20 protein-coding genes are annotated in these 23939 nt (G+C 57.9%); 18 read left to right on the forward strand and 2 right to left on the reverse strand.

Features of this window, described 5'->3' with window-relative positions; all coding sequences use genetic code 11:
- Positions 1 to 77: 77 nt before the first annotated feature.
- Both HMPREF3042_RS07815 and HMPREF3042_RS07820 read left to right on the forward strand, forming a co-directional pair.
- The gene (locus tag HMPREF3042_RS07815) at positions 78 to 614 is read left to right on the forward strand and encodes an adenine phosphoribosyltransferase (protein ID WP_049180985.1); all 537 of its coding nucleotides are present in this window, start codon (positions 78 to 80) and stop codon (positions 612 to 614) included.
- Positions 615 to 621: 7 nt separating this feature from the next.
- Positions 622 to 2883: a RelA/SpoT family protein gene (locus tag HMPREF3042_RS07820; RefSeq protein WP_038628875.1), complete on the forward strand. Its 2262-nt coding sequence runs from the start codon at positions 622 to 624 to the stop codon at positions 2881 to 2883.
- Between the two features lie 122 nt (positions 2884 to 3005).
- On the opposite strand, the gene HMPREF3042_RS07825 is transcribed toward HMPREF3042_RS07820, so the two are convergent.
- A complete protein-coding gene (locus HMPREF3042_RS07825) occupies positions 3006 to 3878 on the reverse strand; it encodes a peptidylprolyl isomerase (protein ID WP_191620908.1) in 873 nt (290 codons plus the stop codon).
- 609 nt (positions 3879 to 4487) lie between these two features.
- Between HMPREF3042_RS07825 and HMPREF3042_RS07830 the strand changes: the two genes are divergently transcribed.
- Both HMPREF3042_RS07830 and hisS read left to right on the forward strand, forming a co-directional pair.
- On the forward strand, positions 4488 to 5159 hold the full coding sequence (locus tag HMPREF3042_RS07830) for an MBL fold metallo-hydrolase (protein WP_049172972.1): 672 nt from the start codon (positions 4488 to 4490) through the stop codon (positions 5157 to 5159).
- A gap of 43 nt (positions 5160 to 5202) precedes the next feature.
- Positions 5203 to 6486, forward strand: a complete 1284-nt coding sequence (gene hisS, locus HMPREF3042_RS07835; RefSeq protein WP_070601478.1) for a histidine--tRNA ligase — start codon at positions 5203 to 5205, stop codon at positions 6484 to 6486.
- Positions 6487 to 6513: 27 nt separating this feature from the next.
- Here hisS and HMPREF3042_RS07840 read toward each other — a convergent pair whose 3' ends face one another.
- Positions 6514 to 7401, reverse strand: coding sequence for a KPN_02809 family neutral zinc metallopeptidase (locus HMPREF3042_RS07840; protein WP_070601477.1), 888 nt, complete (start codon positions 7399 to 7401; stop codon positions 6514 to 6516).
- A 283-nt stretch (positions 7402 to 7684) separates the two neighbouring features.
- Between HMPREF3042_RS07840 and aspS the strand changes: the two genes are divergently transcribed.
- From aspS to efp, 14 genes are all read left to right on the forward strand, one after another.
- Positions 7685 to 9514 (forward strand): aspartate--tRNA ligase, encoded by a 1830-nt coding sequence (gene aspS / locus HMPREF3042_RS07845; RefSeq protein ID WP_070832200.1) that lies wholly within the window; start codon positions 7685 to 7687, stop codon positions 9512 to 9514.
- Between the two features lie 147 nt (positions 9515 to 9661).
- On the forward strand, positions 9662 to 10843 hold the full coding sequence (locus HMPREF3042_RS07850; RefSeq protein WP_070601475.1) for a phosphotransferase family protein: 1182 nt from the start codon (positions 9662 to 9664) through the stop codon (positions 10841 to 10843).
- A gap of 148 nt (positions 10844 to 10991) precedes the next feature.
- Positions 10992 to 12317: a replication-associated recombination protein A gene (locus tag HMPREF3042_RS07855; protein WP_222866795.1), complete on the forward strand. Its 1326-nt coding sequence runs from the start codon at positions 10992 to 10994 to the stop codon at positions 12315 to 12317.
- A 128-nt stretch (positions 12318 to 12445) separates the two neighbouring features.
- Positions 12446 to 15106 carry an alanine--tRNA ligase gene (gene alaS, locus HMPREF3042_RS07860; RefSeq protein ID WP_070601473.1) on the forward strand — a complete coding sequence of 887 codons (2661 nt, stop codon included), beginning with the start codon at positions 12446 to 12448 and terminating at the stop codon, positions 15104 to 15106.
- A gap of 37 nt (positions 15107 to 15143) precedes the next feature.
- Positions 15144 to 15647, forward strand: coding sequence for a Holliday junction resolvase RuvX (gene ruvX, locus HMPREF3042_RS07865; protein ID WP_070601472.1), 504 nt, complete (start codon positions 15144 to 15146; stop codon positions 15645 to 15647).
- Between the two features lie 259 nt (positions 15648 to 15906).
- Positions 15907 to 17133, forward strand: a complete 1227-nt coding sequence (gene mltG, locus HMPREF3042_RS07870; RefSeq protein ID WP_070856725.1) for an endolytic transglycosylase MltG — start codon at positions 15907 to 15909, stop codon at positions 17131 to 17133.
- A gap of 14 nt (positions 17134 to 17147) precedes the next feature.
- Positions 17148 to 17963: a shikimate dehydrogenase gene (locus tag HMPREF3042_RS07875; RefSeq protein ID WP_070856726.1), complete on the forward strand. Its 816-nt coding sequence runs from the start codon at positions 17148 to 17150 to the stop codon at positions 17961 to 17963.
- Between the two features lie 26 nt (positions 17964 to 17989).
- Positions 17990 to 18610, forward strand: coding sequence for a prepilin peptidase (locus HMPREF3042_RS07880; protein ID WP_070856727.1), 621 nt, complete (start codon positions 17990 to 17992; stop codon positions 18608 to 18610).
- 86 nt (positions 18611 to 18696) lie between these two features.
- A complete protein-coding gene (gene aroC, locus HMPREF3042_RS07885; protein ID WP_210403441.1) occupies positions 18697 to 19884 on the forward strand; it encodes a chorismate synthase in 1188 nt (395 codons plus the stop codon).
- A gap of 40 nt (positions 19885 to 19924) precedes the next feature.
- Positions 19925 to 20446: a shikimate kinase gene (locus tag HMPREF3042_RS07890; protein WP_038628898.1), complete on the forward strand. Its 522-nt coding sequence runs from the start codon at positions 19925 to 19927 to the stop codon at positions 20444 to 20446.
- A gap of 87 nt (positions 20447 to 20533) precedes the next feature.
- Positions 20534 to 21640 carry a 3-dehydroquinate synthase gene (gene aroB / locus HMPREF3042_RS07895; protein ID WP_070827701.1) on the forward strand — a complete coding sequence of 369 codons (1107 nt, stop codon included), beginning with the start codon at positions 20534 to 20536 and terminating at the stop codon, positions 21638 to 21640.
- Positions 21640 to 22116 carry a type II 3-dehydroquinate dehydratase gene (gene aroQ, locus HMPREF3042_RS07900; RefSeq protein ID WP_070601466.1) on the forward strand — a complete coding sequence of 159 codons (477 nt, stop codon included), beginning with the start codon at positions 21640 to 21642 and terminating at the stop codon, positions 22114 to 22116. The genes aroB and aroQ overlap by 1 nt, the downstream gene beginning before the upstream one ends.
- Complete coding sequence (locus tag HMPREF3042_RS07905; RefSeq protein ID WP_070601465.1) at positions 22113 to 23285, forward strand: M24 family metallopeptidase; 1173 nt, start codon at positions 22113 to 22115, stop codon at positions 23283 to 23285. The genes aroQ and HMPREF3042_RS07905 overlap by 4 nt, the downstream gene beginning before the upstream one ends.
- Positions 23286 to 23373: 88 nt before the next feature.
- Positions 23374 to 23937, forward strand: coding sequence for an elongation factor P (gene efp / locus HMPREF3042_RS07910; RefSeq protein WP_070601464.1), 564 nt, complete (start codon positions 23374 to 23376; stop codon positions 23935 to 23937).
- Positions 23938 to 23939 lie beyond the last annotated feature (2 nt).

Below are 23939 nucleotides of genomic sequence, written 5' to 3' on the forward strand. Positions count from 1 at the left end.
ACTTTAAAAGCGCATTGTGCGGGTATCGTTGACAGGTACCCGCACTTTTTCTTTTTGCCGAAAAGGAGCTTAAACCTGTGTCGTATGCACACGCGCGTGAGGCATTAGCTGATCAGATTCGGTTTGTGCCCGATTTTCCAGTTGAGGGCGTACTGTTCGAGGACCTGACGCCGGCGCTTGCCGACGCCACGACGTTCGCCCTGCTTGTGGACGAGATTTCCGCCAAGGTGGAAGAGTTCGGGGCCGATATTATCGGCAGCCTCGATGCGCGTGGATTCCTGCTGGGTTCTGCGGTGGCATACAAGCTCGGACTGGGAGTGCTCGCTATTCGTAAGAAGGGCAAGCTCCCACCACCTGTGCTGACGGAGACCTATGAACTGGAATACGGTACGGCCGCGCTTGAGATTCCGGCTAGTGGGTTTGAGCTGAAGGGCAAGAAGGCCGTACTTGTCGACGATGTGTTGGCAACTGGTGGCACCCTGTGTGCAGCTCGCGCCCTGCTAGAGACAGCTGGTGTCGAGGTGACCGGGCTGTGCACCGTGCTGGAGGTTGAAGGCCTGGGCGCTCGGGAGAAGCTTGCTGATCTGCCTCTGTACGTGGTTAATAAGGGGTGAATGAGCCATGGCTGAAGGGCCCGCACGCCGTTATGGTGCTCGCCTAGCGCGAAGCCTTACCGGAAACAGAACGAAGACCCGCCCGGTGCTAGATCCCCTTGTCGCGGTGCATCGGCAGGTGCATCCGCGCGCGGATTTGGCTGTGCTGCAGCGTGCCTACGATACCGCCGAGCGCCTTCACGACGGCGTGTACCGGAAATCCGGCGAGCCATACATCACTCACCCGCTTGCAGTCGCCACTATTGCCGCCGAGATTGGTATGGATACCACCACGCTGGTGGCGGCGCTGCTGCATGACACGGTCGAGGACACCGATTACACGCTGGAGGACCTGGAACGGGACTTCGGCCCAGAGGTCGCGCGCCTAGTCGACGGCGTGACCAAATTGGACAAGGTTGCGTTGGGCTCCGCCGCCGAGGCAGAGACCGTGCGAAAGATGATTATCGCCATGAGCCAGGACCCGCGCGTGCTGGTTATCAAGGTGGCTGACCGGCTGCATAACATGCGCACAATGCGTTTCCTGCCGCCGGAAAAGCAGGCTAAGAAGGCCCGCGAGACCCTCGAGGTGATTGCACCCCTGGCGCATCGTTTGGGAATGGCCAGCGTGAAGTGGGAGTTGGAAGATCTCTCCTTTGCCATTTTGTACCCGAAGAAGTACGACGAGATTGTGCGTTTGGTCGCAGACCGAGCGCCGCAGCGGGACCGGTACATCCAGGAAGTCTCCGAGATGATTCAGAAGGATCTGAAGGAGTCTCACATTGCTGCTGAGGTACAGGGCAGGCCGAAGCACTACTGGTCGATTTATCAAAAGATGATTGTCCGCGGCCACGAGTTCGACGAGATTTTTGACCTGGTCGGACTTCGAGTTCTGGTGGACACGACCAAGGACTGCTACGCCGCCATGGGCGCCGTCCACTCGCTGTTCAAACCCATGCCGGGGCGATTCAAGGACTATATTTCCGCGCCGCGCTTCGGGGTTTACCAGTCGTTGCACACAACGGTCATTGGTCCAGGTGGGGCCCCGCTAGAAGTGCAGATTCGCACCCATGAGATGCACTACAACGCTGAGTACGGCATTGCCGCACACTGGCGCTACAAGGAAACAAAAGGCTCTCATAAGGGAGATTCCGCCGAAGTCGATCAGATGGCGTGGATGCGTCAGCTGCTGGATTGGCAGCGCGAGGCCGCAGATCCTAACGAGTTCCTGGACTCGCTGCGCTATGATCTCTCAGTCACTGAAATTTTTGCGTTCACGCCGAAGGGTGATGTCATCACTTTGCCCGCGGACTCCACGCCGGTCGACTTTGCCTACGCGGTCCATACTGAGGTTGGCCACCGCTGTATTGGTGCCAAGGTCAACGGCAAGTTGGTGGCGTTGGAATCACCGCTAAAAACCGGTGACCGCGTCGAGATTTTCACGTCCAAGGATGCCCATTCTGGTCCGTCCAAGGACTGGGAGAAGTTCGTTAAAACTCCCCGTGCGCGGGCAAAGATTCGCCAGTGGTTTGCCAAGGAGCGACGCGAGGAGGCACTCGATGCCGGACGCGATGCGCTGGCGGCAGAGGTACAGCGCGGTGGTCTGCCGATGCACCGCCTGTTCACTCCGGCGTCCATCAAGCAGATTGCCTCCGAGCTGCACTATGCGGATGTCGATGCGCTCTATACCGCGATTGGTAAGGGGCAGGTATCGGCTCAGCATGTGACGCACCGTCTGATGGCGCAGTTCTCGAGCACAGACGATGCCGAAGAGCAGTTGGTCTCGCGCACTCCGATTTCGAAGATGAGTGTGCACAATACTCCGCGTCGCGCCGACAGCACCGGCGTGCTTGTGGAGGGCAGTGCGGATATGGCTGCCAAGTTGGCCAAGTGCTGTACACCGGTGCCTGGCGATGCCATCTTTGGTTTCGTCACCCGCGGTGGCGGTGTCAGCGTGCACCGCACGGATTGCACCAATGCGGAAAAACTCCACCAGGAGCCCGAGCGCATTATCGAGGTTTCTTGGGCGACAGATTCCTCCGGCGCAGTGTTCATGGTCACGGTGCAAATCGAAGCACTTGACCGTCACGGACTGCTCTCGGAGATTACTCGCGTCTTCTCCGATCAGAAGGTCTCAATCCTGTCGACGTCCTCCCATACCTCCGATGACCGCGTTGCCGTAATGCGTTTTAGCTTCGAGGTTTCGGACACTAAGCAGATGGGCTATATCTTCAACATTCTGCGCGGTGTCGAGGGAGTCTTCGATGTCTACCGCATTACTTCTGGTCAGTAGCCGGTTTATCAGCGCATCGATATGTGAATAAAGATTGAGGCCGCGTCGGTATTAAAACAGGGCCAAGGTGAAACACCTTGGCCCTGTTTTTGATGAATTTCTCAATCAGTTAGTTGAGTCAACTACTTGACTTCCGCCTTCTCAATACGGACTTCCTTAGCTGGCTTACCGTCAGAGGTACCGCCACCCTCGATACCATTCTTCGCAATGTCCGCAACCGTCTTGGTGCCCTCGTCAGTCATGGAGCCAAGCACGGTGTACTGCGGTGGCAGCTGAGAATCTGCCCAGTTGAGGAAGAACTGGCTGCCGTTGGCATCCGGGTCGCTCGGGTTTGCCATGGCGATAGAGCCCTTCGGGTACACCAACGGGGTGTTCTGATCCAGACCGGAATCCTTGACCGGCCACTCGCCAGCGAACTTGAAGCCCGGGCCGCCGCTACCGGTACCAGTCGGGTCACCACACTGCAGAACGTTCAGGCCACCACCAGTAATACGGTGGCACACGGTGTCGTCGAAGTAGTTGGACTTGGCCATGTGCTCAATCGCATTGACACCGCAAGGTGAAATAGCGCGGTTCAGCTCCATCGGAATGTCGCCCTGGTTAGTCTTCAGAGTGATGGTTACAGTGCCAGTGGCGGGAACATTGTCGGTAGCTGGCTTATCGATATCCTTCGATGCCTCGCCATCATCCGGGTAGTCACAGGTCACGGTTTCCGGAAGCGCGGAAGAGCGCTTCATCGGAACCTTTTCACCGCTGACGGGAGTAGCTGTCAGAGCTGCAGGTTCGACTGGAGTCGTGGATTCATCAGCGGCCTCATTGTCGTCAGCGCCGCCAGCCGTGGTCAGCAGGTAGATTCCGCCACCGATAAAGAGCAGGATAGCCAAGGTGGTTACGACAACACCCAGTGGCTTCAGCTTCTCGGCACGTGCACGGCGCTTAAGTTCGCGCTCGAGCGTCCGCATCGCATCTTTGCGCCTTTGCTCATTATTGGCCACTAGTCTCTCTCCGTATCTCTTAGTCATCGATTGCCGGTGACGGCACACCAGCGGACGGTTTTGCCCATAGATAGTGACCGAGTTTGAGGTGAAAGCTCAGTCGGTCACCGTCGCGTACACAATCGACCATTATGCCCGGAGTCGGTTCTCATTTGCGAGATGACAGGCCAAGTCGGCATGGGAAAGGGCGTTCCGCTTTAGCACGTAGAGCTTCGACAGCTTCTTTGATGCCGACACCGGGGTGTTGGCGACGGTACTTCTTCACCTTCTCCGGCGTGATGCAGCTCTTACTTCTGCCTGTGCCTTCGACAACACGACTACGACAACGGCGAGTTAGACTCCTTGCACCCAGGCTTATTGCGGCTGACATGAAAAGGATGAAGGCCAGTCGCGGATAACCTGCTAGAGCCGTTCCCACAGCTGTCAGGATGAAAAAAGGTGATAGTGGCTGAGTACGTAATCTGCATAAAAGCTTCCAATCGTCAGTTCCAATTGCCAAGAACAGTTCTACGAGTTTCGCCACCTATCAGCCGTCGTTTTAGCGGGAACTTAACAGCGTGATAAATGAACCCAGCTCGAGCCAAGCAGACACTCGATAGAATGTGCGCTATGGAGATATTTGGATTTGCAGCCGGCCCTTTTCAGACCAACTGCTACGTGGCAACAGGCGCTCCGGGGATGGACGATTTGGCTACCCCGTGCGTGATTATTGACCCGGGCATGGGAGCGTTCGAGGTAATACGCGGCGAGGTTGAAAAGCGAGATTGGAAGCCGGAAGCAATTCTGCTGACCCATGGTCATATCGACCACGTCCGCGATGTCGCGGAGGCCGCCGACTTCTGGGATATCCCTGTCTTCATTCACGAAAGCGACAATGTGTTGCTGGCCAATCCGAAACTCGGCGGTTCTTCTTTCGGACACCTCTTTGACATCGAATCCATGCAGGCTTATACAAAAGCTGGTTTCTTCGAAGATGGCGACGAAGTTAAGTGGGCAGGGTTAAATTTCGAAGTCATTCACGCACCGGGTCACTCTCCGGGGTGCGTAATGCTGCGCGCTTCCGATGGGGAAGATGAGATTATCTTCAGCGGGGATGTCCTCTTTAAGGGGGCTATCGGTCGCGTAGATTTACCGGGCAGTAGTCCGGAGCACATGCAGCAGTCGTTGAAGGATAAGGTCCTCCCGCTGGCGAATGACCTCATGATTCTTCCGGGCCATGGCTCCGCATCGTCGATAGGCGAGGAGCGCGAGACCAACCCCTTCCTGCAAAACCTCACCTAGCCTGGCTGACACGTCGTGAGAGTTGGCAGGTAGAGTTAGCGGAGTGAACTCTAGCCAGAAGCCAAAGAAGTTGAAGCCGTTCTCCGCGCCCAAGGGCGTGCCGGATTACGTCCCGCCGGTCTCCCGCGAATTCGAGGCGGTGCGGAACTCATTCCAGCACCGCGCACGACTCGCGGGCTATGAGCACATTGAGCTGCCAATTTTCGAGGAAACCGGCCTTTTTGCACGCGGCGTAGGTGAATCGACGGACGTCGTCACCAAGGAGATGTACACGTTCGCCGACCGCGGCGACCGCTCGGTCACCCTGCGCCCGGAGGGGACTGCAGGCGTAATGCGCGCGGTCATTGAGCACAATCTCGACCGCGGTCAGCTGCCGGTCAAGCTTTCCTACGCGGGGCCGTTCTTCCGCTATGAACGCCCGCAGGCCGGCCGTTACCGTCAGTTGCAGCAGGTGGGCGTAGAGGCAATCGGTGTCGATGATCCCGCGCTGGACGCTGAGGTTATCGCGCTTGCCGACGCATGCTTCCGCGGCATTGGCCTGGAAGGATTCCGGCTTGAGCTGACAAGCCTCGGTGACAACACCTGTCGCCCCGAATACCGCGCTAAGCTGCAGGAATTCTTGTTTGACCTGCCTTTGGATGAGGAAACGCGCCACCGTGCAAACATCAATCCGCTGCGCGTCCTCGACGATAAGCGACCGGAAATGCAGGAAATGCTCGCCGACGCGCCACTGATGTTGGACCACCTTTCTGATACCGCTCGCAGCCACTTTGAATCGGTGACTGGGCTGCTGGATGACATGAAGGTGCCCTATGTCATCAATCCGCGAATGGTGCGCGGATTGGACTACTACACCAAGACGTGCTTCGAGTTTGTTCACGACGGCCTTGGTGCGCAGTCGGGTATCGGTGGCGGTGGTCGCTACGACGGGCTGATGGCGCAGCTCGGCGGCCAAGAGCTGTCTGGAATTGGCTTTGGCTTGGGTGTGGATCGTGCGCTGCTCGCACTGGAAGCCGAGGGCAAGCAGGCCAGCGATGGTCGACGCGTCGATGTCTATGGTGTTGCACTCGGTGAAGAAGCCGCTCACGCTATGGCGGTACAGATCAATAAGCTGCGCCAAGCGGGTATCCGCGCGGATATGTCCTACGGTGGCCGCGGGCTGAAGGGTGCAATGAAGGGTGCCGATCGCGCTGGAGCCCGATTTGCGTTGGTCCTCGGCGAGTCTGAATTGGCCGCGGGCGAGGTTCAGCTGAAGAACCTCGAGTCCCACGAGCAGCACGCGGTGGCCCTAGATGCGCTGGTTCAGGAGTTGCAGTCGCGCATCTAGGAAACGTGCATTTGTTGAGTGCGGAGTCTAGCTGTAGACACCGCGCTCGAGAGTGTCGCACTGAGACATCTTTCCTGACTTGTAGCCGGTGAGGAATGCCTTCGTACGCTGTTCAGCCGAGCCGTGGGTCCAGGAGTCCGGTTGAACACCACCGCCGGAATGCTGCTGGATGGTGTCATCGCCAATGGCCTTCGTAGTTTTGAGGGCATCGGCAACTTGCTCGTCGGAAAGCGGTTCGAGGATTGCGTCCGGCCCCTTGTCCGCGTAGTGAGCCCAGATACCCGCATAGCAGTCTGCCTGCAGCTCAATCTTTACGGCATCGGAATCGGGGCCAGGCTCGTTGTAGTTACTGCGGCCGAGCGTACGCTCCAAATTTTGGATATGGTGACCGAATTCGTGGGCCACGACGTACTCCTGTGCGAGTGGTCCGTTGCCTCCGCCCATGCGCTCCAGGGTGCTAAAGAACTCCGTGTCGAAGTAGGCCGTTTGATCGGCGGGGCAGTAGAACGGGCCGGTGGACGAGGACGCCGCGCCGCAGCCCGACTGAGTGGAGCCTTCAAAGAGGACTAGGCCTGGGTTTGTGTACTTGATGCCGGCCTGTGCGGGGAGTTGCTCCGCCCACACCTGGTCGACGGAAATGCCGGTGAATTCCATCCGGCAATCGATGCGGCTGTTGGCATCTTCGCCGGTCTTGCAGGGATCCTCACCAGGGGACTGCTGTGCAGTCTGAGAGGACTGATTGTTCTGGGCACCTGTCAGCTGTCCCAATTGTCCCGGGTCACCGCCGAGAAGTAAGTACAGGCCAATGAGGACAAGGCCGCCGATGCCGCCACCGCCTACTGCAATAGCGCGGCCACCACCCGAGCGTCGCTCGGCACGAGCCGAGCTCTTTTGGAAGTCATTCCGGAAGGTCATAGGAGTAAGACTATTGCATAGGGTTCGGAAAACGGGCCATTGAATAGCGCTGCGTCAAAGTGTCCGTATGGAAGTCAACGTCAGGGCCTACAAAGATCTATGTCTAAGTGAGTACATGAAGCCCGAGGTAGACCCAACGCGATGACCGGGGCGATGACCGGTAATAGGCAAAATAACCGGGGTCTTCTTCTCACCTTTATGGCTTCAAGGTAGACTACACGGACGAAACCGCTATCCACAGCGTTAATCCCTATAGCACCAATTTTGGAAGGACCAATTCGCAGTGCTTCGTACGCATCTTGCCGGAGACCTCCGCGCTGACCTCGCCGGCAGCACAGTAACCCTGACCGGTTGGGTAGGACGCCGCCGTGACCACGGTGGCGTAATCTTCATCGACATGCGTGACCGCTCCGGTTACGCCCAGGTTGTGTTCCGCAACAGCGAAGTTGCTGAGCGTGCACACCACCTGCGCAGCGAGTACTGCATTCAGGTCACCGGTGTCGTTGAGAAGCGCCCGGAGGGCTCCGAAAACCCGAACCTGGCATCGGGCGAAATTGAGGTCAATGTTACGGAGCTGACCATCCTCAACGAGTCGGCGGCATTGCCGTTCCAGCTCGAGGATGTTGGAACTTCTGGCACTGTGGGCGAAGAAGCCCGTCTGAAGTACCGCTACCTAGACCTACGCCGTGAAGGCCCGGCCAAGATTATGCGTCTTCGTGCGGCTGTCAACCGCGCAGCACGCAAGGTGCTGGACAGCCACGACTTCACCGAAATCGAGACTCCGACGTTGACTCGCTCTACGCCGGAAGGCGCTCGTGACTTCGTAGTGCCGGCTCGTTTGAAGCCGGGCACTTTCTATGCACTGCCGCAGTCCCCTCAGCTGTTCAAGCAGCTGCTTATGGTCGCGGGCATGGAGCGCTACTACCAGATCGCCCGCTGCTACCGCGATGAGGACTTCCGCGCTGACCGCCAGCCGGAGTTCACTCAGCTCGACGTTGAGATGAGCTTCGCCGAGCAGGACGATGTCATTGCGCTGGCTGAAGAGATTCTGGTTGCTATCTTCGCCGAGGCCGGTGTCACTGTTCAGACTCCGATTCCACGCATGACCTTTAAGGAGGCCATGGAGAAGTACGGTTCTGACAAGCCGGACCTGCGCTTCGACATTCCGCTGGTGGAGTGCACTGAGTTCTTCAAGGACACCACTTTCCGTGTCTTCCAGAACGACTACGTTGGTGCAGTTGTTATGGACGGTGGCGCATCGCAGCCTCGTCGTCAGCTCGACGCCTGGCAGGATTGGGCCCGCCAGCGCGGCGCAAAGGGCCTGGCCTACATCCTCGTTGGGGAGGACGGCACTCTGGGCGGCCCGGTTGCCAAGAACATTACTGACGCAGAGCGTGAAGGCATCGCGGCGCACGTCGGCGCGAAGCCGGGTGACTGCATCTTCTTCGCTGCAGGTGATGCTAAGAGCTCCCGTGCACTGCTGGGTGCTGCTCGTGGAGAGATTGCCAAGAAGCTCGGCCTGATTAAGGAAGGCGACTGGGCATTCACCTGGGTCGTCGACGCACCGTTGTTCGAGCCGGCTGCCGACGCTACCGCTTCCGGTGACGTTGCCCTGGGTCACTCCCAGTGGACTGCTGTGCACCACGCCTTCACCTCGCCGAAGCCAGAGCACATGGATACCTTCGACAAGGATCCGGGCAACGCACTGGCTTACGCCTACGACATCGTCTGCAACGGTAACGAAATTGGTGGCGGCTCCATTCGTATTCACCGCCCAGATGTCCAGAAGCGCGTCTTCGATGTTATGGGCATCGGCGAGGAAGAGGCACAGGAGCAGTTCGGCTTCCTGCTGGACGCCTTCCAGTACGGCGCTCCGCCGCACGGCGGTATCGCATTCGGTTGGGACCGTATCGTTTCCCTGCTGGCCGGCGTTGACTCCATTCGCGAAGTTATTGCCTTCCCGAAGTCCGGTGGCGGCGTTGATCCGTTGACTGACGCCCCGACTCCGATTACCGCTCAGCAGCGCAAGGAGACCGGTATCGACTTCAAGCCGAAGCCAAAGCAGAAGGCAGACGGCGCCAAGGCAGCAGCCGACGCAGGCGACAGCAAGTAAACAAAGAAATCACATTGCGAGGAATGTGCTCCGCCACTCCAGCGTGAACAGCGCGAGCGGGGTCAATTCCTCCCAACCAAGGCGGTACGGGCCACAACGCAACATCCGTATCGCCTGACTGAAACTGGCTCATTGAAAGGGCATTCAATGGAGTACTCGGACGACGCTGCAGCAGAAGTTGACAGTGTAGTTAAAGATGCAGAGACACTGCTTTCCGCACGATTCGGCGGCACTCCAGTGTTGTCGGATCCAGAAGTACTTACAGGCCAGTCAAACGCTCTTGTTGTCCGCGTACGGGTCGCCACAAATCCCTTTATGCAGGAGCGCACGGTCGTCGTAAAGCAAATTCCTACGATGACTGAAGGTGTCGATCCGGCCGTTTTACGGGAAGTCGTGGCGTACCAGTTCATCAATACGCTGCCTGACGACGTTCGCCCGGGGCCTCAGCTCCTTGCTTACGATGTTTCAAAGCAGCTATTGGTTCTCAGCGACGTCGGTGTCGTGGACACTCTTGCGGACGTACTCTTTCGTGGCGATGAAGAGCGTCGATTGCGCGCGTTCCGCAGTCTCGGCGCGTCGCTGGGCCGGATGCATATTCACACGCATACTCGCGAAGAGGGGTTTGAGACCCTGCGTCGTCGTATGTGGGTGAAGAACAAGGTCGATCGTGAGGCTCTGGAGGCGCGTGACCACGGCATTGTGTCGGGGATTCGCTTTGGCATGCGAGCTATTGAAGGCTCCGGCATTCCTGTTCCCGACGCTGTGCGCTCTTTCGGTGAGGATGCTGCTCGTCGAATTGAGAAGGGCACGCATAGGGCGTTTACTCCGTTTGACCTCGCCCCGGACAACATTCTGCTGGCCGACAAGGTCCAGTTCCTCGACTATGAGTGGGCTGGTTACCGCGATGTCATCTTCGACGTGGCCAGCGTCGTCGCAGGCTTCCCGCTGCACGTTTTCGTGGAGCGCCCATCGGAGGCAGAGGTCGACGTGTTTGTCCGTGCATGGATGGAAGAGATTCGTGACCATTGGTATCGCGACACGAGCGACCGCCGTATGATGGCGTTCATTGCTGCGGCGTTGCTCGGTTGGTTCTTCATCTCCGCAACGGTTTCTTTCTTCGGTTCTCCGAAGCAAGCGCTGTGGGTGGGGCATGAAGGACGTACGGACCTGAAGCCGGAAGTTGGTGGCTCAGCATTGGAGCGACGCGACATGGCTAACACAGCTCGCGCCATTGCGCAGTTCGCCCATAGATGTGAGGACGATCGTGCCGACGAGCTGGAAAAGTTCGCACATGCTGTAATTGATTTCTTAGAGCAAGAGGAAGGCTAGGGCATACGTGGCGGATCCGAATAAGCTGCCGACAGGCGGTGCAAACGGCTCCGCCGATGACGCTCCAGGGCTTTTCGACGAGCCTTCGATCGCTAGCCCTGCGGCGGCCAAGAGCCAAGGTCGGGGTGCGGGGCCAGCAAGCACTGGCCTGAACTCCGATGCGAACACCTATTTCCACCCAGGTGCACATGCGCCATTGGCGGTTCGGATGCGACCGCGAAACCTGGATGAAGTCGTTGGTCAAGACCACCTGCTAGCCCCCGGAGCACCGTTGCGCCGTCTGGTCGAGGGTGGCGGCGACACCTCTGTTATTCTGTTTGGCCCTCCTGGAACTGGCAAGACCACTCTTGCCAGTTTGATTTCCGCGGCGACCGGTCGACACTTTGAAGCGCTTTCCGCGCTTAATGCCGGGGTGAAGGAAGTGCGTGCGGTTATCGATACTGCTCGTCGCACGCTCGTTAATCAGGGCATTCAAACGGTGCTCTTCATCGACGAGGTGCACCGCTTCTCTAAGACCCAGCAGGATGCCCTGTTGGGTGCCGTGGAAAATCGGATTGTCCTTCTCGTTGCGGCAACGACGGAAAACCCATCCTTCTCAGTGGTGTCCCCGCTGCTCAGTCGATCACTGTTGTTACAGTTGCAGCCACTGGATGACGAAGCCGTCGGCACGCTCATTGATCGAGCACTTACTGATGAGCGCGGCCTCAATGGTCGCGTCAGTATGACAGACGATGCACGTAATCAACTCATTGCGCTGGCAGCTGGTGATGCTCGTCGTTCCCTGACGTACCTCGAGGCAGCCGCAGAAGCCGTAGCCGACGGTGAGCAGATTACCGCTGAGTCGCTTGCCAATTCGATCAACAGGGCCGTGGTTCGCTATGACCGCGATGGCGACCAGCATTACGACGTCACCAGCGCGTTTATTAAGTCCGTTCGAGGGTCTGATGTCGATGCTGCCCTGCACTACTTGGCGCGGATGATTGAGGGTGGGGAAGACCCTCGGTTTATTGCCCGCCGAATCGTAATTCTGGCTAGCGAAGACATCGGTATGGCAGACCCGACAGCACTGCAAACCGCCGTCGCCGCGGCGCAGGCCGTTGCCTTGATAGGCATGCCGGAAGCTCGGCTGACGCTGGCGCAGGCCACGATTCACTTGGCCACGGCACCGAAATCCAATTCGGTCATAAGCGCAATCGACGGGGCGTTGAAGGATGTTCGTTCCGGGAAAACCGGGCCGGTGCCACCGCATTTGCGCGACGGACATTACAGCGGGGCTAAGGACCTTGGTCACGCGGTGGACTATATCTACCCGCACAATGACCCCATGGGTGTCGTTGCCCAACAGTATCCACCAGATCAGTTGGTGGGCACTGATTATTTCGTTCCATCCAATCACGGTCGTGAAAACGGCATGGCTGAGTACCTCGGACGCATTCGCCGAATTATCCGGGGGAGCCGCCGGAAATCGAAGTAGGCGAGATCGGTCGGGATCTACGGGGTGCCGGTGGGGTGGTTTTAAAGTTGCTCGAACCGAGCGGGTAGACTGCTAGTTTTGTATTAAACATCTCGGACGCTCGACGTGAAACGAGGAAGTAGAACACCGTGCAGACTCATGAAATTCGAAATCGCTTCATCCAGCATTTCGTAAAGGCGGGACACACCGAGGTCCCCAGTGCCTCCCTGGTTTTGGATGACCCGAACCTGCTGTTCGTTAATGCCGGCATGGTGCCGTTCAAGCCCTACTTCCTCGGCAATGAGACTCCGGACTTCTCCACCGCGACCTCAATTCAGAAGTGCGTGCGCACACTGGACATTGAAGAGGTAGGTATCACGACCCGCCACAACACCTTCTTCCAGATGGCGGGTAACTTCTCATTCGGAAATTACTTCAAGGAAGGTGCCATCACTCATGCATGGAGCCTTCTGACTGGTGCTGTTGAGGACGGCGGCTTTGGCATCCCGGCTGAGAAGCTGTGGGTAACTGTTTTCCTCGACGACGATGAGGCCCATGACATCTGGCACGAGAAGGTTGGTGTGCCGGAGGAGCGCATTCAGCGCCGAGGTATGGCGGACAACTACTGGTCCATGGGTGTGCCTGGCCCGTGTGGTCCGTGCTCAGAGATTTTCTACGACCGCGGCCCGGAGTACGGAGCTGATGGTGGCCCAGAGGCCGACGAGGATCGCTACATCGAGATTTGGAACCTCGTCTTCATGGAAAACGAGCGTGGCGAAGGAACAGGCAAGGACTCTTTCGAGATTCTTGGCCCGTTGCCGAAGAAGAACATCGATACCGGTATGGGGATCGAGCGTGTTGCTTTCCTGCTGCAGGGTGTCGACAACGTCTACGAAACCGACCTACTGCGTCCGGTTATCGACGAGGCTGAGCGGCTCACCGGTTCGAAATACAGCTCGAACCACCAGGACAACATCCGTTTCCGCGTCATCGCTGACCACAGCCGTACCGGCTTGATGCTGATGCTCGACGGTGTCACCCCCTCGAACTCCGATCGTGGCTATATTCTGCGTCGCCTTCTGCGCCGTATTATCCGCTCTGCGCGCCTGCTCGGCGCTAACGGTCCAGTGCTGGAGAAGCTGATTGGTATCGCGGCCGAGACCATGACCCCGTCGTACCCAGAGATCGCGGAGAACTGGAACCGTATTCGCCGCGTCGCCGTCGCCGAGGAAAAGACCTTCACCAAGACGCTGTCCGCTGGTGAGGAGCTGTTCGAGCGCGCGGCCACCAAGGCCAAGGCAGAGGGTAAAACCGTTCTATCCGGTCACGATGCCTTCACCCTGCATGACACCCACGGCTTCCCAATCGACCTGACCATCGAGATGGCCGAAGAAGCTGGCCTGACCATCGACCGCGAGGAATTCGATCGCGAGATGGCTGAGCAGCGTGCGCGTGCAAAGGCCGACAGCCAGGCAAAGAAGCAGTCGCACACCGACCTGCACGTCTACCGCGAGTTCATCGATGAACACCCGACGTCCTTCACTGGTTACGATCGGCTTGCCGACGAATCCACGATTCTCGGCATCATTGCTGATGGCCAGAAGCAGGCGTTTGCCGCAGAGGGCGATGAGATTGAGGTTATCCTCGACCGCACTCCGCTCTATGCCGAGGCCGGAGGTCAGCTGGCTGACCGTGGTCGAATCGTGACTGATTCCGGCGCTGTGGTCCACATCAACGATGTCCAAAAGGTGGGCAAGAAGCTGTGGCTGCACAAGGGCATCGTCACAGCCGGTGAGTTTACCCCGGGCGTCTCCGCTGAAGCTTTGGTAGACGAGCAGTGGCGTCACGGTGCTCGTCAGGCGCACACTGCAACTCACCTGATTCACGGTGCTCTGCGTCAGGTACTGGGGGATACTGCAACTCAGGCTGGTTCCATGAATAAGCCGGGCTACCTCCGTTTCGACTTCAAGTACGGTGAGCAGCTCACACCGGAACAGCTCCGTGAGATTGAGCAGATTACCAATGAGGCTGTCGACAACGACTGGGCTGTCAATACTGCCGAGATGCCGTTGGAAGAGGCCAAGGCCGCTGGTGCCATGGCATTGTTCAACGAAAACTACGGCGACATCGTCCGCGTTGTTGAGGTCGGTGGCCCGTTCTCAATTGAGCTGTGTGGCGGTACCCACGTTTCGCATTCTTCGCAGATTGGTCCGGTAGCTGTGCTGGGCGAGTCCTCTGTCGGATCGGGCGTGCGCCGTATTGAGGCCTACTCGGGTATCGATTCCTTCCGCTACCTGTCCACCGAGCGTCTCCTGGCTGAGCGACTGGCCACTGAATTCAAGGCTCCGTCTGCTGAGCTGCCAGACCGCATTGCAGCACTGGCTGAGAAGCTCAAGGCTGCAGAGAAGCAGCTCGCTGATTTCAAGGCCGGACAGCTGCTGGCCAATGCCGCGTCTCACCTGGAGTCCGCTCGCACCATCGGCGATGTCACCTACCTCGGACTTAAGCTTCCCGACGGTACGGAGATGAAGGACATCCGTTCGCTGGCTAATGACTTGGCGAAGCGCCTTGCGGATCGCCCAAGCGTCATTGCGTTGATCTCCAACGCCGGCGGCAAGGTTCCGTTTGTGGCCTCGGTTTCGGATGAAGCCGTCAATCGCGGTATTAAGGCCGGCGATTTGGTGAAGCTGATGGGCGCCGAGGTCGGCGGCAAGGGCGGCGGTAAACCGGCAATGGCACAGGGCTCCGGCTCTGATACCTCCGGTATCGACGCAGCATTGGCCGCTGTTGAGGCCGAACTGTCCAAGTAGCCAATTAACGGCTGTGCTATCGGAAGAGCAGTAAACAATGGCTAAGCCCCGCATTGATACCCCCGGCCAGGATGATCCCGGTCGGGGTCGACGGCTCGGAATCGACGTCGGCGATGTCCGCGTTGGTGTCGCAGTCTCTGACCCCGACTGTATCCTGGCGACCCCGGTTGAAACAGTCACTCGAGCAACGGGGCGAAAAGATCCTGACGGGCCGGATATTGACCGGCTCGTGGAACTCGCCACTGAACTTGAGGTCGTCGAGATTGTTGTCGGCATGCCCCTTATGCTCGACGGCACGTTCGGGACTTCTGCGCGGAAAGCTACTGACGTTGGATTCCGGCTGCAGCGCCGACTCGGTGACCGAGTCGTAGTGCATTACGCCGACGAGCGTATGACGACGGTAATGGCTCAATCACGGCTGCACGCAGCAGGTATTGATGTTAAGTCCGGGCGGAAGATTATTGACCAGGCTGCGGCAGTAGAAATTCTACAATCCTGGTTGGACAGACGGGCAAAAGCTTTGGACGAAAATACCGACTAGGGGCACACAAAAGTTACCGAAAGGTGACAATTCACCCACCTTTGCGCAATTATTAAGTGTGTAATACCTGAGCACGTTTTCTTCGTGCATGGGATTTGAAAAGTTGAAGTGGCGATTCACACCTACAATGCAACCTAGTGCTACGACTTCGTCGTAAAGCTATGTCGCACCAGTCGTTATCAGTCGCGTGTCGTACCCAAATGGGAGGACTCCTTGCTGATACCGATGGGAGAGTGAGCTGCATTCGAGGAGATTATTGATGAGTAAAGACGCGCAGACTGCGCGCCGCACTGCTAGCGGCCGTGCCGACCGGGACCGCGCTGGTGCTCGCAGCGGTGGGACAAAGCCTCGGGTTCGTCACCGCCAAACGGCAGTGGCAATCAATATGACTTCTGTCCTGTTATGCGTGTTGGTCCTCGCAGTGATTGGCCTCGTCTGGAATCGTGGGGGCATTGTAGACGATTACGACGGCAAAGCCGAGGGGCCAATGACGATTGTTGAGGTCAGTGAAGGCACGTCACTTACTGATTTGTCCAACCAATTGGTGGAAAGCGGCGTCGTCAAGTCTTCCCGGGCATTCATCCAGGCCGCGAATGAAAACTCCCATTCAAGTGAATTGCAGCCGGGTTTCTACCGACTCCACCAGCGGATGAAGGCCGACGAGACCGTCGAGGCTCTTCTGGACGTCGAAAATCAGGTCGGTACCGTTGACATTCCGACTGGCGCCCGTTTCGCCGATACCCGCATTGTGTCCTCATCGGATGTGCGTAAGGGAATTTTTTCGCTTATTTCAGAGGCCACTTGCGTTGAGGACAATGACTGCGTGTCCAAGGCCGATCTCGAACGTGCTGCTGGCGAGGCTGATTTGGCCGCGCTCGGCGTTCCAGAATGGGCACGGGACGCGGTAGCTGCGCGTGGCAACGACCCTCGTCGTCTTGAGGGACTGATTACGCCGGGTGTTCATCACCTTGACCCGCAGCAGACGCCCGAACAGATGCTGGCAAAATTGGTCAAGGAATCGGTGAAGAACTATGAGGACACGGGCCTCATGGCTTCGGCGGACATGGTTGGTCTATCTCCATACGAGTTGATTACCGCAGCTTCTCTGATTCAGATGGAGTCGCCAGATGGTGACTTCGATAAGGTCGCTCGCGTTATTCTCAACCGTCTCGACGAACCGATGCAGCTGCAGTTCGACTCGACAGTCAATTACGATCTGCCGGATCAGGAAATCGCAACCACGGATGAGGACCGCGCGCGAAAGACCGCATGGAACACCTACGCCAAGGAGGGGCTGCCGGAAACCCCTATTGCTTCGCCCTCCATCGAGGCGATTCGTGCCATGGAAAATCCGGCTGACGGAACCTGGCTGTATTTTGTCACGGTGGACAAGGAAGGGAATACCGTCTTTAGCACGACCTTCGAAGAGCACGAGGCCGCTATTGACGAGTCACGCAGCAATGGCGTGCTGGATTCGAACCGCTAAGAGGTAGAACTCCTATGCCTATAACTCATCGCGCAGCCGTGCTGGGAGATCCGATTGATCACTCGTACTCGCCGGCTATTCACAACGCCGGTTACCGCGCTGCGGGAATGAATGACTGGCACTATGATCGCATTCGGTGCAACGCCGAAGAGCTTGCCGACGTCGTTGGTGGCGCAGACCCCAGTTTCCAGGGGTTTTCCGTCACGATGCCCGGCAAGTTTGCCGCGCTGGACTTCGCCGATGAAGTCAGTGAGCGCGCACGGCTCATTGGTTCAGCGAACACCCTGGTCCGTCGTGATTCGGGCTGGTTCGCCGACAACACCGATGGCGACGGCGTACTGGGAGCACTGCGCGAGATAGACTGCACGAACGCACCACGTGGTCGCGCCGTTGTTGTTGGTGCCGGTGGCACGGCACGACCGGCACTTTGGGCGCTGGCGCAGCTGGGGGTTAATCATGTGACCGTAGTAGCGCGCTCCGAGCGCGCATATGACATTGAACCGCTAGCTGCCGCGCTGGGGATGGAATTTGTTTGGGTGACTTTTGATGTTCCAAACCTGGCAGATATTGCTGGTAATGCCGACGTGCTGGTCTCTACGGTGCCGTCAGCCGCAATTGAATCGGTTGCTGGCTACCTCGCTCGAGCACCGAAGATTCTCGATGTCATTTACAATCCCTGGCCAACCCCACTTGTGAAAGCAGCCGAACGCGGAGGGACACAGGCGGTCGGTGGACTGTCCATGCTGCTACATCAAGCGGTGGGACAGTTCGAGCAGTTCACTGGGCGCACTCCCGATGTCGAGGCGATGCGTGCAGCGCTGCCGAACTAACTCACACCCGTTAGAATCTCAAAGTTATGGGGTGGGACATAATTGAGATAGGGCTGTCTCCAATTGGACAGTACAGGATTGACCCGGTCTACCTTGACCGGGTTTTCTATTATCTAGTCGTGTTGCTTGTTCTCGGCTGGGGCGGTACTGGCTGCTGGTTGGATGTGACCCGGCGAAGACTGCCGAACTGGTGGTTGATGCTAGGGGGAGTGGGCCTGATAGCGATCACTGGAATGGTGCTCCAGCATAAAGGCACCTTGGCTGACAATCTCGTCACTGCGGTCGCAGCCGTAGGAATGGGGATAGGCCTCTGGTTTGGCCTCTATGTAGCAGTCTTTATGTTTAACCCACGCTCTATGGGGGCTGGAGATGTGAAGCTCGCAGCAATTCTCGGTGGCGGTGTCGGTCTGGTATCGGGCGAGCCGGTGGCGGCAGCAATCTGGATTGCAGTGGCAATTCTGTTGGCTGCGGGACTCACTCTCCTCATAGCAGGAGCCACCGCGGGAAAGCGGCGCTTGGGTGACCGTCGTAAAGCAAAAACAGCGCTTGTACCGGCGAGCGTGGCTCATGGGCCTGCGATGCTTGCAGCAACCGCCATTGTGTGGGGGGATAAGCGGAGGGCACCTACAAGTCCCCTGAAGCGGTAGACCAGGGGCGATAAAATGGGGCATATTTGATACTTGTATGCCCCCAAATGCACAAGAAGTACGGCAAACGTGACATTATGATACCTATGCTTCGTTGGACTACCGCGGGTGAATCTCACGGCAAAGCGCTTATCGCTCTCGTAGAAGGTGCGCCAGCCGGACTTCCCCTGACTACAGATGACGTATCACGCCACCTCGCACGCCGCCGCCTCGGTTATGGTCGAGGCGCGCGAATGAAGTTTGAGGCTGATGAGGTCACGCTGCTGACTGGCATTCGACATGGTGAGACGCTGGGATCGCCGATTGGCATAATGGTCGGCAACTCCGAATGGCCCAAGTGGACTGAGGTCATGAGCCCGGATCCGGTTGACCCAGCTGTTCTGGATACAGCTCGTGGCGCCACCTTAACCCGCCCGCGCCCGGGGCATGCCGATTTCAACGGCATGCTGAAGTACAACCACACCGATGCTCGAAACATCCTGGAGCGTTCATCGGCTCGTGAGACTGCAGCACGTGTGGCGGCATCGGTTGTGGCCCGCTCAATTCTGCGTGAGACTCTCGGTGTGGAAGTTGTCAGCCACGTTATTTCCATCGGTCGTTCCGAACCCTTCGAGGGGCCACTGCCGACCTTCGCCGATCAGGACAAGATTGACGAGTCGCCAGTGCGTGCATTCTCCGCAGCTGCGGAGGAGTCGATGATTGACGAAATCAAGGCCGCCAAGAAGCAGGGCGACACTCTCGGTGGCATCGTTGAGGTCGTTGTCCACGGTCTGCCGGTGGGCCTGGGATCGCACATTTCCGGTGATGCCCGTCTGGATTCGCAGCTTGCAGGTGCCTTGATGGGAATTCAGTCCGTCAAGGGCGTGGAGATCGGCGACGGTTTTGAGGAAGCCCGTCGCCGTGGCACCGAGGCCCATGACGAAATGGTGCGTACCGACGACGGCGTGGATCGTGAAACTAACCGCGCCGGTGGCCTGGAGGGTGGCATGACTAATGCTCAACCTCTCGTTGTACGTGCTGCGATGAAGCCAATTTCGACCGTCCCGCGTGCGCTGAAGACCGTTGATATGGACAGCGGCGATGCAGCTACCGCAATCCACCAGCGCTCTGATGTCTGCGCGGTCCCGGCCGGTGGTGTTGTCGCAGAGGCAATGGTTGCGCTAGTACTGGCGCGTGCAGTAATGGAGAAGTTCGGCGGCGATAGCCTGGAGGAAACCAAGCGTAACGTTGAGGGCTACTTGGAGCAGACTCGACGTCGCCTTGATTGGAAATAGCGCCACTGTCGCGCACACGAAGAAGGGTAAAACGAGGGGAATGTCCGTTCCTACTATTGTCCTTGTCGGACCGCCCGGATCGGGAAAGTCCACCATCGGTCGTCGACTGTCTCGTGCATTGAGCACGAGACTCACCGATACCGATGAGATGATTGAACAGCGCATGGGCAAGACTTGTGGGGAAGTCTTTTCCGAGCTGGGAGAGCCGGAATTCCGTCGCATCGAGGAACAAGTCGTGGCAGAGGCTCTGACCCACGACGGAATCGTCTCACTTGGCGGTGGTGCCGTGATTTCGCAGGCGACCCGTGACCTGCTGGCAGACCATAACGTCGTCTACCTCGAGATCAGCATTGCAGAGGGCGTCCGCCGTACCGCGGGTAACAATTCGCGCCCGGTACTCCAGGCGGCTGACCCAGAGGCTCATTACCGCGCACTCTATGAGGCTCGCCGAGCTTTCTACGAAGATGCAGCCACTTTCAAGGTGCGTTCCGACGAACGTTCCCCGCAGCGCGTTGTAGCCGAGATCCTCAGCTACCTCGATGAAACCTGCGACGAGGCTTAACTGGCGACTATTAAATGGCGGTAGCTAATCACTGCCGCATAACCAGCAACTCCATACATTTCTTACGCTAACGACTAGGGACTGACAATGAACTCAACCCGCACAATCCGTGTTGAAGGCCCATCCCCGTACACGGTGACCATGGGGCATGGACTCACCGAGCAGATTGCGGAGGCCGCTACCTTTGCCTCCCAGGTTGCGGTGATTCACCAGGGGAGCGTTCAAGAGTTGAGCTTCGGCGTCATCAAGGCACTGGCGGACAAGGGAGTCGATGCCTTCAGCATCCAGATTCCGGATGCGGAGGAGGGTAAGACGCTCACAGTTGCTGAAACAGTTTGGGACACTTTTGGTGAACGCGGTCTGGGCCGGCGTGACGCGGTAATCGCGATTGGCGGCGGTGCAGCCACAGATTTCGGTGGATTCGTCGCCGCCGCGTGGATGCGTGGAGTGAAGGTTATCCAGGTCCCGACAACGCTGCTCGGCATGGTCGACGCAGCTGTCGGCGGTAAGACCGGTATCAACACTGCAGCCGGAAAGAACCTGGTCGGCGCCTTCCACGAGCCTGCCGCGGTGTTCTGTGACCTGGATGTCCTGCGCACCTTGCCGAAGGCTGAACTGATTGCGGGCTCGGCAGAGATCATCAAGGCTGGATTTATCGCGGACACGAAGATTCTCGATCTTTACGAGGCAAACCCGCAGACCTGCCTCGATGTTGACGGTGACTTGCCAGAACTGGTCGAGCGCGCGATTGCTGTCAAGGCACGCGTTGTCGCTGAGGATTTGAAGGAATCTGGCCTCCGCGAGATCCTGAACTATGGCCACACTTTCGGTCATGCCGTTGAGCACTTTGAAAACTACCGCTGGCGCCATGGCCACGCCGTAGCTGTAGGCATGGTTTATGTCGCCGAGCTGGCCAAGATTACCGGACATATTAATCAGGAACTTGTAGACCGCCACCGTCGCATCCTAGAGTCCATTGGGCTGCCAACGACCTACCAGGCGGGTCGTTTTACCGAGCTCTACGATGCTATGACCAGGGATAAGAAGAACCGGGATGGTGCGATCCGATTCGTTATTCTGGAACGCCCCGGTGAAACAGCCCGTCTTGAAGGTCCGGGCATGGATGACCTCGAGCGTGCATACGAACTGCTCTGCAACAATGGGCAGGCCGCATCTGAGGAGTCAACCCGCTAATGACCTCTCTTCGTGCAGCAACGGATGCCACAACGGCGATTCCGACCGTTCTTGTTTTGAACGGCCCGAACCTCGATCGTCTGGGCAAGCGTCAGCCAGAAATTTACGGTGCCACTACTTTGGCCGATGTCGAATCTGAACTTCGCACCCTAGCCAAGGAGCTTGGAGTCGTAGTGGATTGCCGCCAATCCAACTATGAAGGTCAGCTCATCGAGTGGGTTCACGAAGCTGCTGATTACGGTTGGCCAGTAATTATCAATCCAGGAGGGTTGACACACACCTCCGTCGCCCTACGCGACGCGCTTGCCGAGATTGCCGACGGCGCGGGCTTCCACGAGGTTCATATTTCAAACATTCACGCCCGGGAGGAGTTTCGGCATCACTCGTATCTTTCGGCGCTTGCCGCGGGCGTTATCGTCGGATGTGGAACTGATGGCTATTCCATGGCACTGAGAAGGGTGAGTACGACACTATGACAGATATCTCCACGAACTACGCCGCCCGCCGAGCCGCTCTTATCGACGCATTGTCCGACAACGACTGCGACGGTTTCCTCACAGTCGATCCGACGCATGTTGGTTGGCTTACGGGTTTCCACGGCTCGAATGCTGGTTTGATTGTTGCGGCCAGTGGGGAAGCGCTGCTTTCCACCGACGGCCGCTATACGGTTCAGGCTGGCAAGCAGGCACCGGACGTGGAGTTACTCACCGCCCGCAACACCGGCGTGGCACTCGTCGGTCAAGCCCGTAAGTTGGATATCTCGCGTCTTGGTGTTGAATCTGAGTTCCTCACCATGGCTGCTTACCAAGAGCTAGAGGATGCCCGTCCACAGGCGCTCGAACTGGTATCGACTACGGGCGTCGTCTCTAAACTGCGGGAAATCAAGTCCGATACGGAACTCGTCGCTCTGCGCCACGTCGCCGACATCGCGGTCCGCGCATTCGAGGACTTGCTTCACGACGGCATCGTGGTCGCCGGCCGCAAGGAGCGCGAAGTCGCCGCAGAGTTGGAGTACCGGATGCGCATGCATGGTGCCGATCGGCCCAGCTTCGACACGATTGTCGCAAGCGGTCCGAATTCCGCCAAGCCACATCACGGAGCGGAAGATCGCGTAATCGAGGCAGGTGACCTGGTCACTATTGACTTTGGTGCCTTTGCCGGGGGCTACAACTCCGATATGACACGTACCCTCTTTGCCGGTGAGACGGCAACGTCGCCAAGCGAAAACAATCCGAACAGTACGTCGTCGGATCTGGCCGGCGCGATCGTTGCCGGTGTGGAGTTCGCAGACGAGAAAGCCCGAGAGATTTACAATGTCGTACTGGAAGCACAGCTGGCCGGCGTAAAAGCGGCCGTGCCAGGGGCCGATGTTGTGGCTGTTGACGCAGCATGCCGGGCCATTATTGAAAATGCTGGTTATGGGGAACACTTCGTCCATTCCACCGGCCACGGGATCGGTATCGAGGTGCATGAGGCTCCATTTGCCGCTCGCACTGGCAAGGGGAAGTTGGCAGCTGGCATGACGTTGACCATCGAGCCTGGTATTTATGTTCCGGGGTTCGGCGGTGTGCGCATCGAAGATACGTTGATTATCACTGACACCGAGCCGGAAATTATTACACAGCTGCCGAAACCGCGAGCCTAACATCACGGCGTTTTTATTTTTCTCTCGATGAGATACGGAGTATCGTGGTTTCGTCAGAGAGCTTTTTAACAATTTCAGGAGAGTTTAGTTGGCTACCACCGCAGATTTTAAAAACGGTCTAGTTATCAAGCACGACAACAAGCTTCAGCAGATCGTGGAGTTCCAGCACGTCAAGCCAGGTAAGGGTCCGGCTTTCGTCCGCACCAAGCTGAAGGACGTTCTGACCGGCAAGGTTGTTGACAAGACTTTCAACGCTGGTGTCAAGATTGAGACTGCTACCGTCGACCGCCGCGACATGACGTACCTTTACCACGACGGTGACGGATACGTCTTCATGGACGACAAGACCTACGACCAGATTTCCATCCTGGATGCTCAGATGCCGGAGGGTGCTAAGTTCCTGCTTCCGGAAACCACCTGCCAGGTGTCCTTCCATGAGGGCAACGTTCTTTTCGCTGAAATGCCTGTTTCGGTCGAACTGAAGGTTGAGCAGACCGACCCGGGTCTGCAGGGCGACCGCTCCACCGGTGGCACCAAGCCGGCAACTTTGGAGACTGGCGCTGAGATTCAGGTGCCGCTGTTCATCGAAACCGGCGACGTTCTGAAGGTCGACACCCGTGACGGTTCCTACCTGTGCCGCGTCAACCACTAATT

The sequence above is a fragment of the Corynebacterium sp. HMSC074C05 genome, assembly GCF_001838325.1.
GTDB classification, from domain to species: domain Bacteria; phylum Actinomycetota; class Actinomycetes; order Mycobacteriales; family Mycobacteriaceae; genus Corynebacterium; species Corynebacterium amycolatum.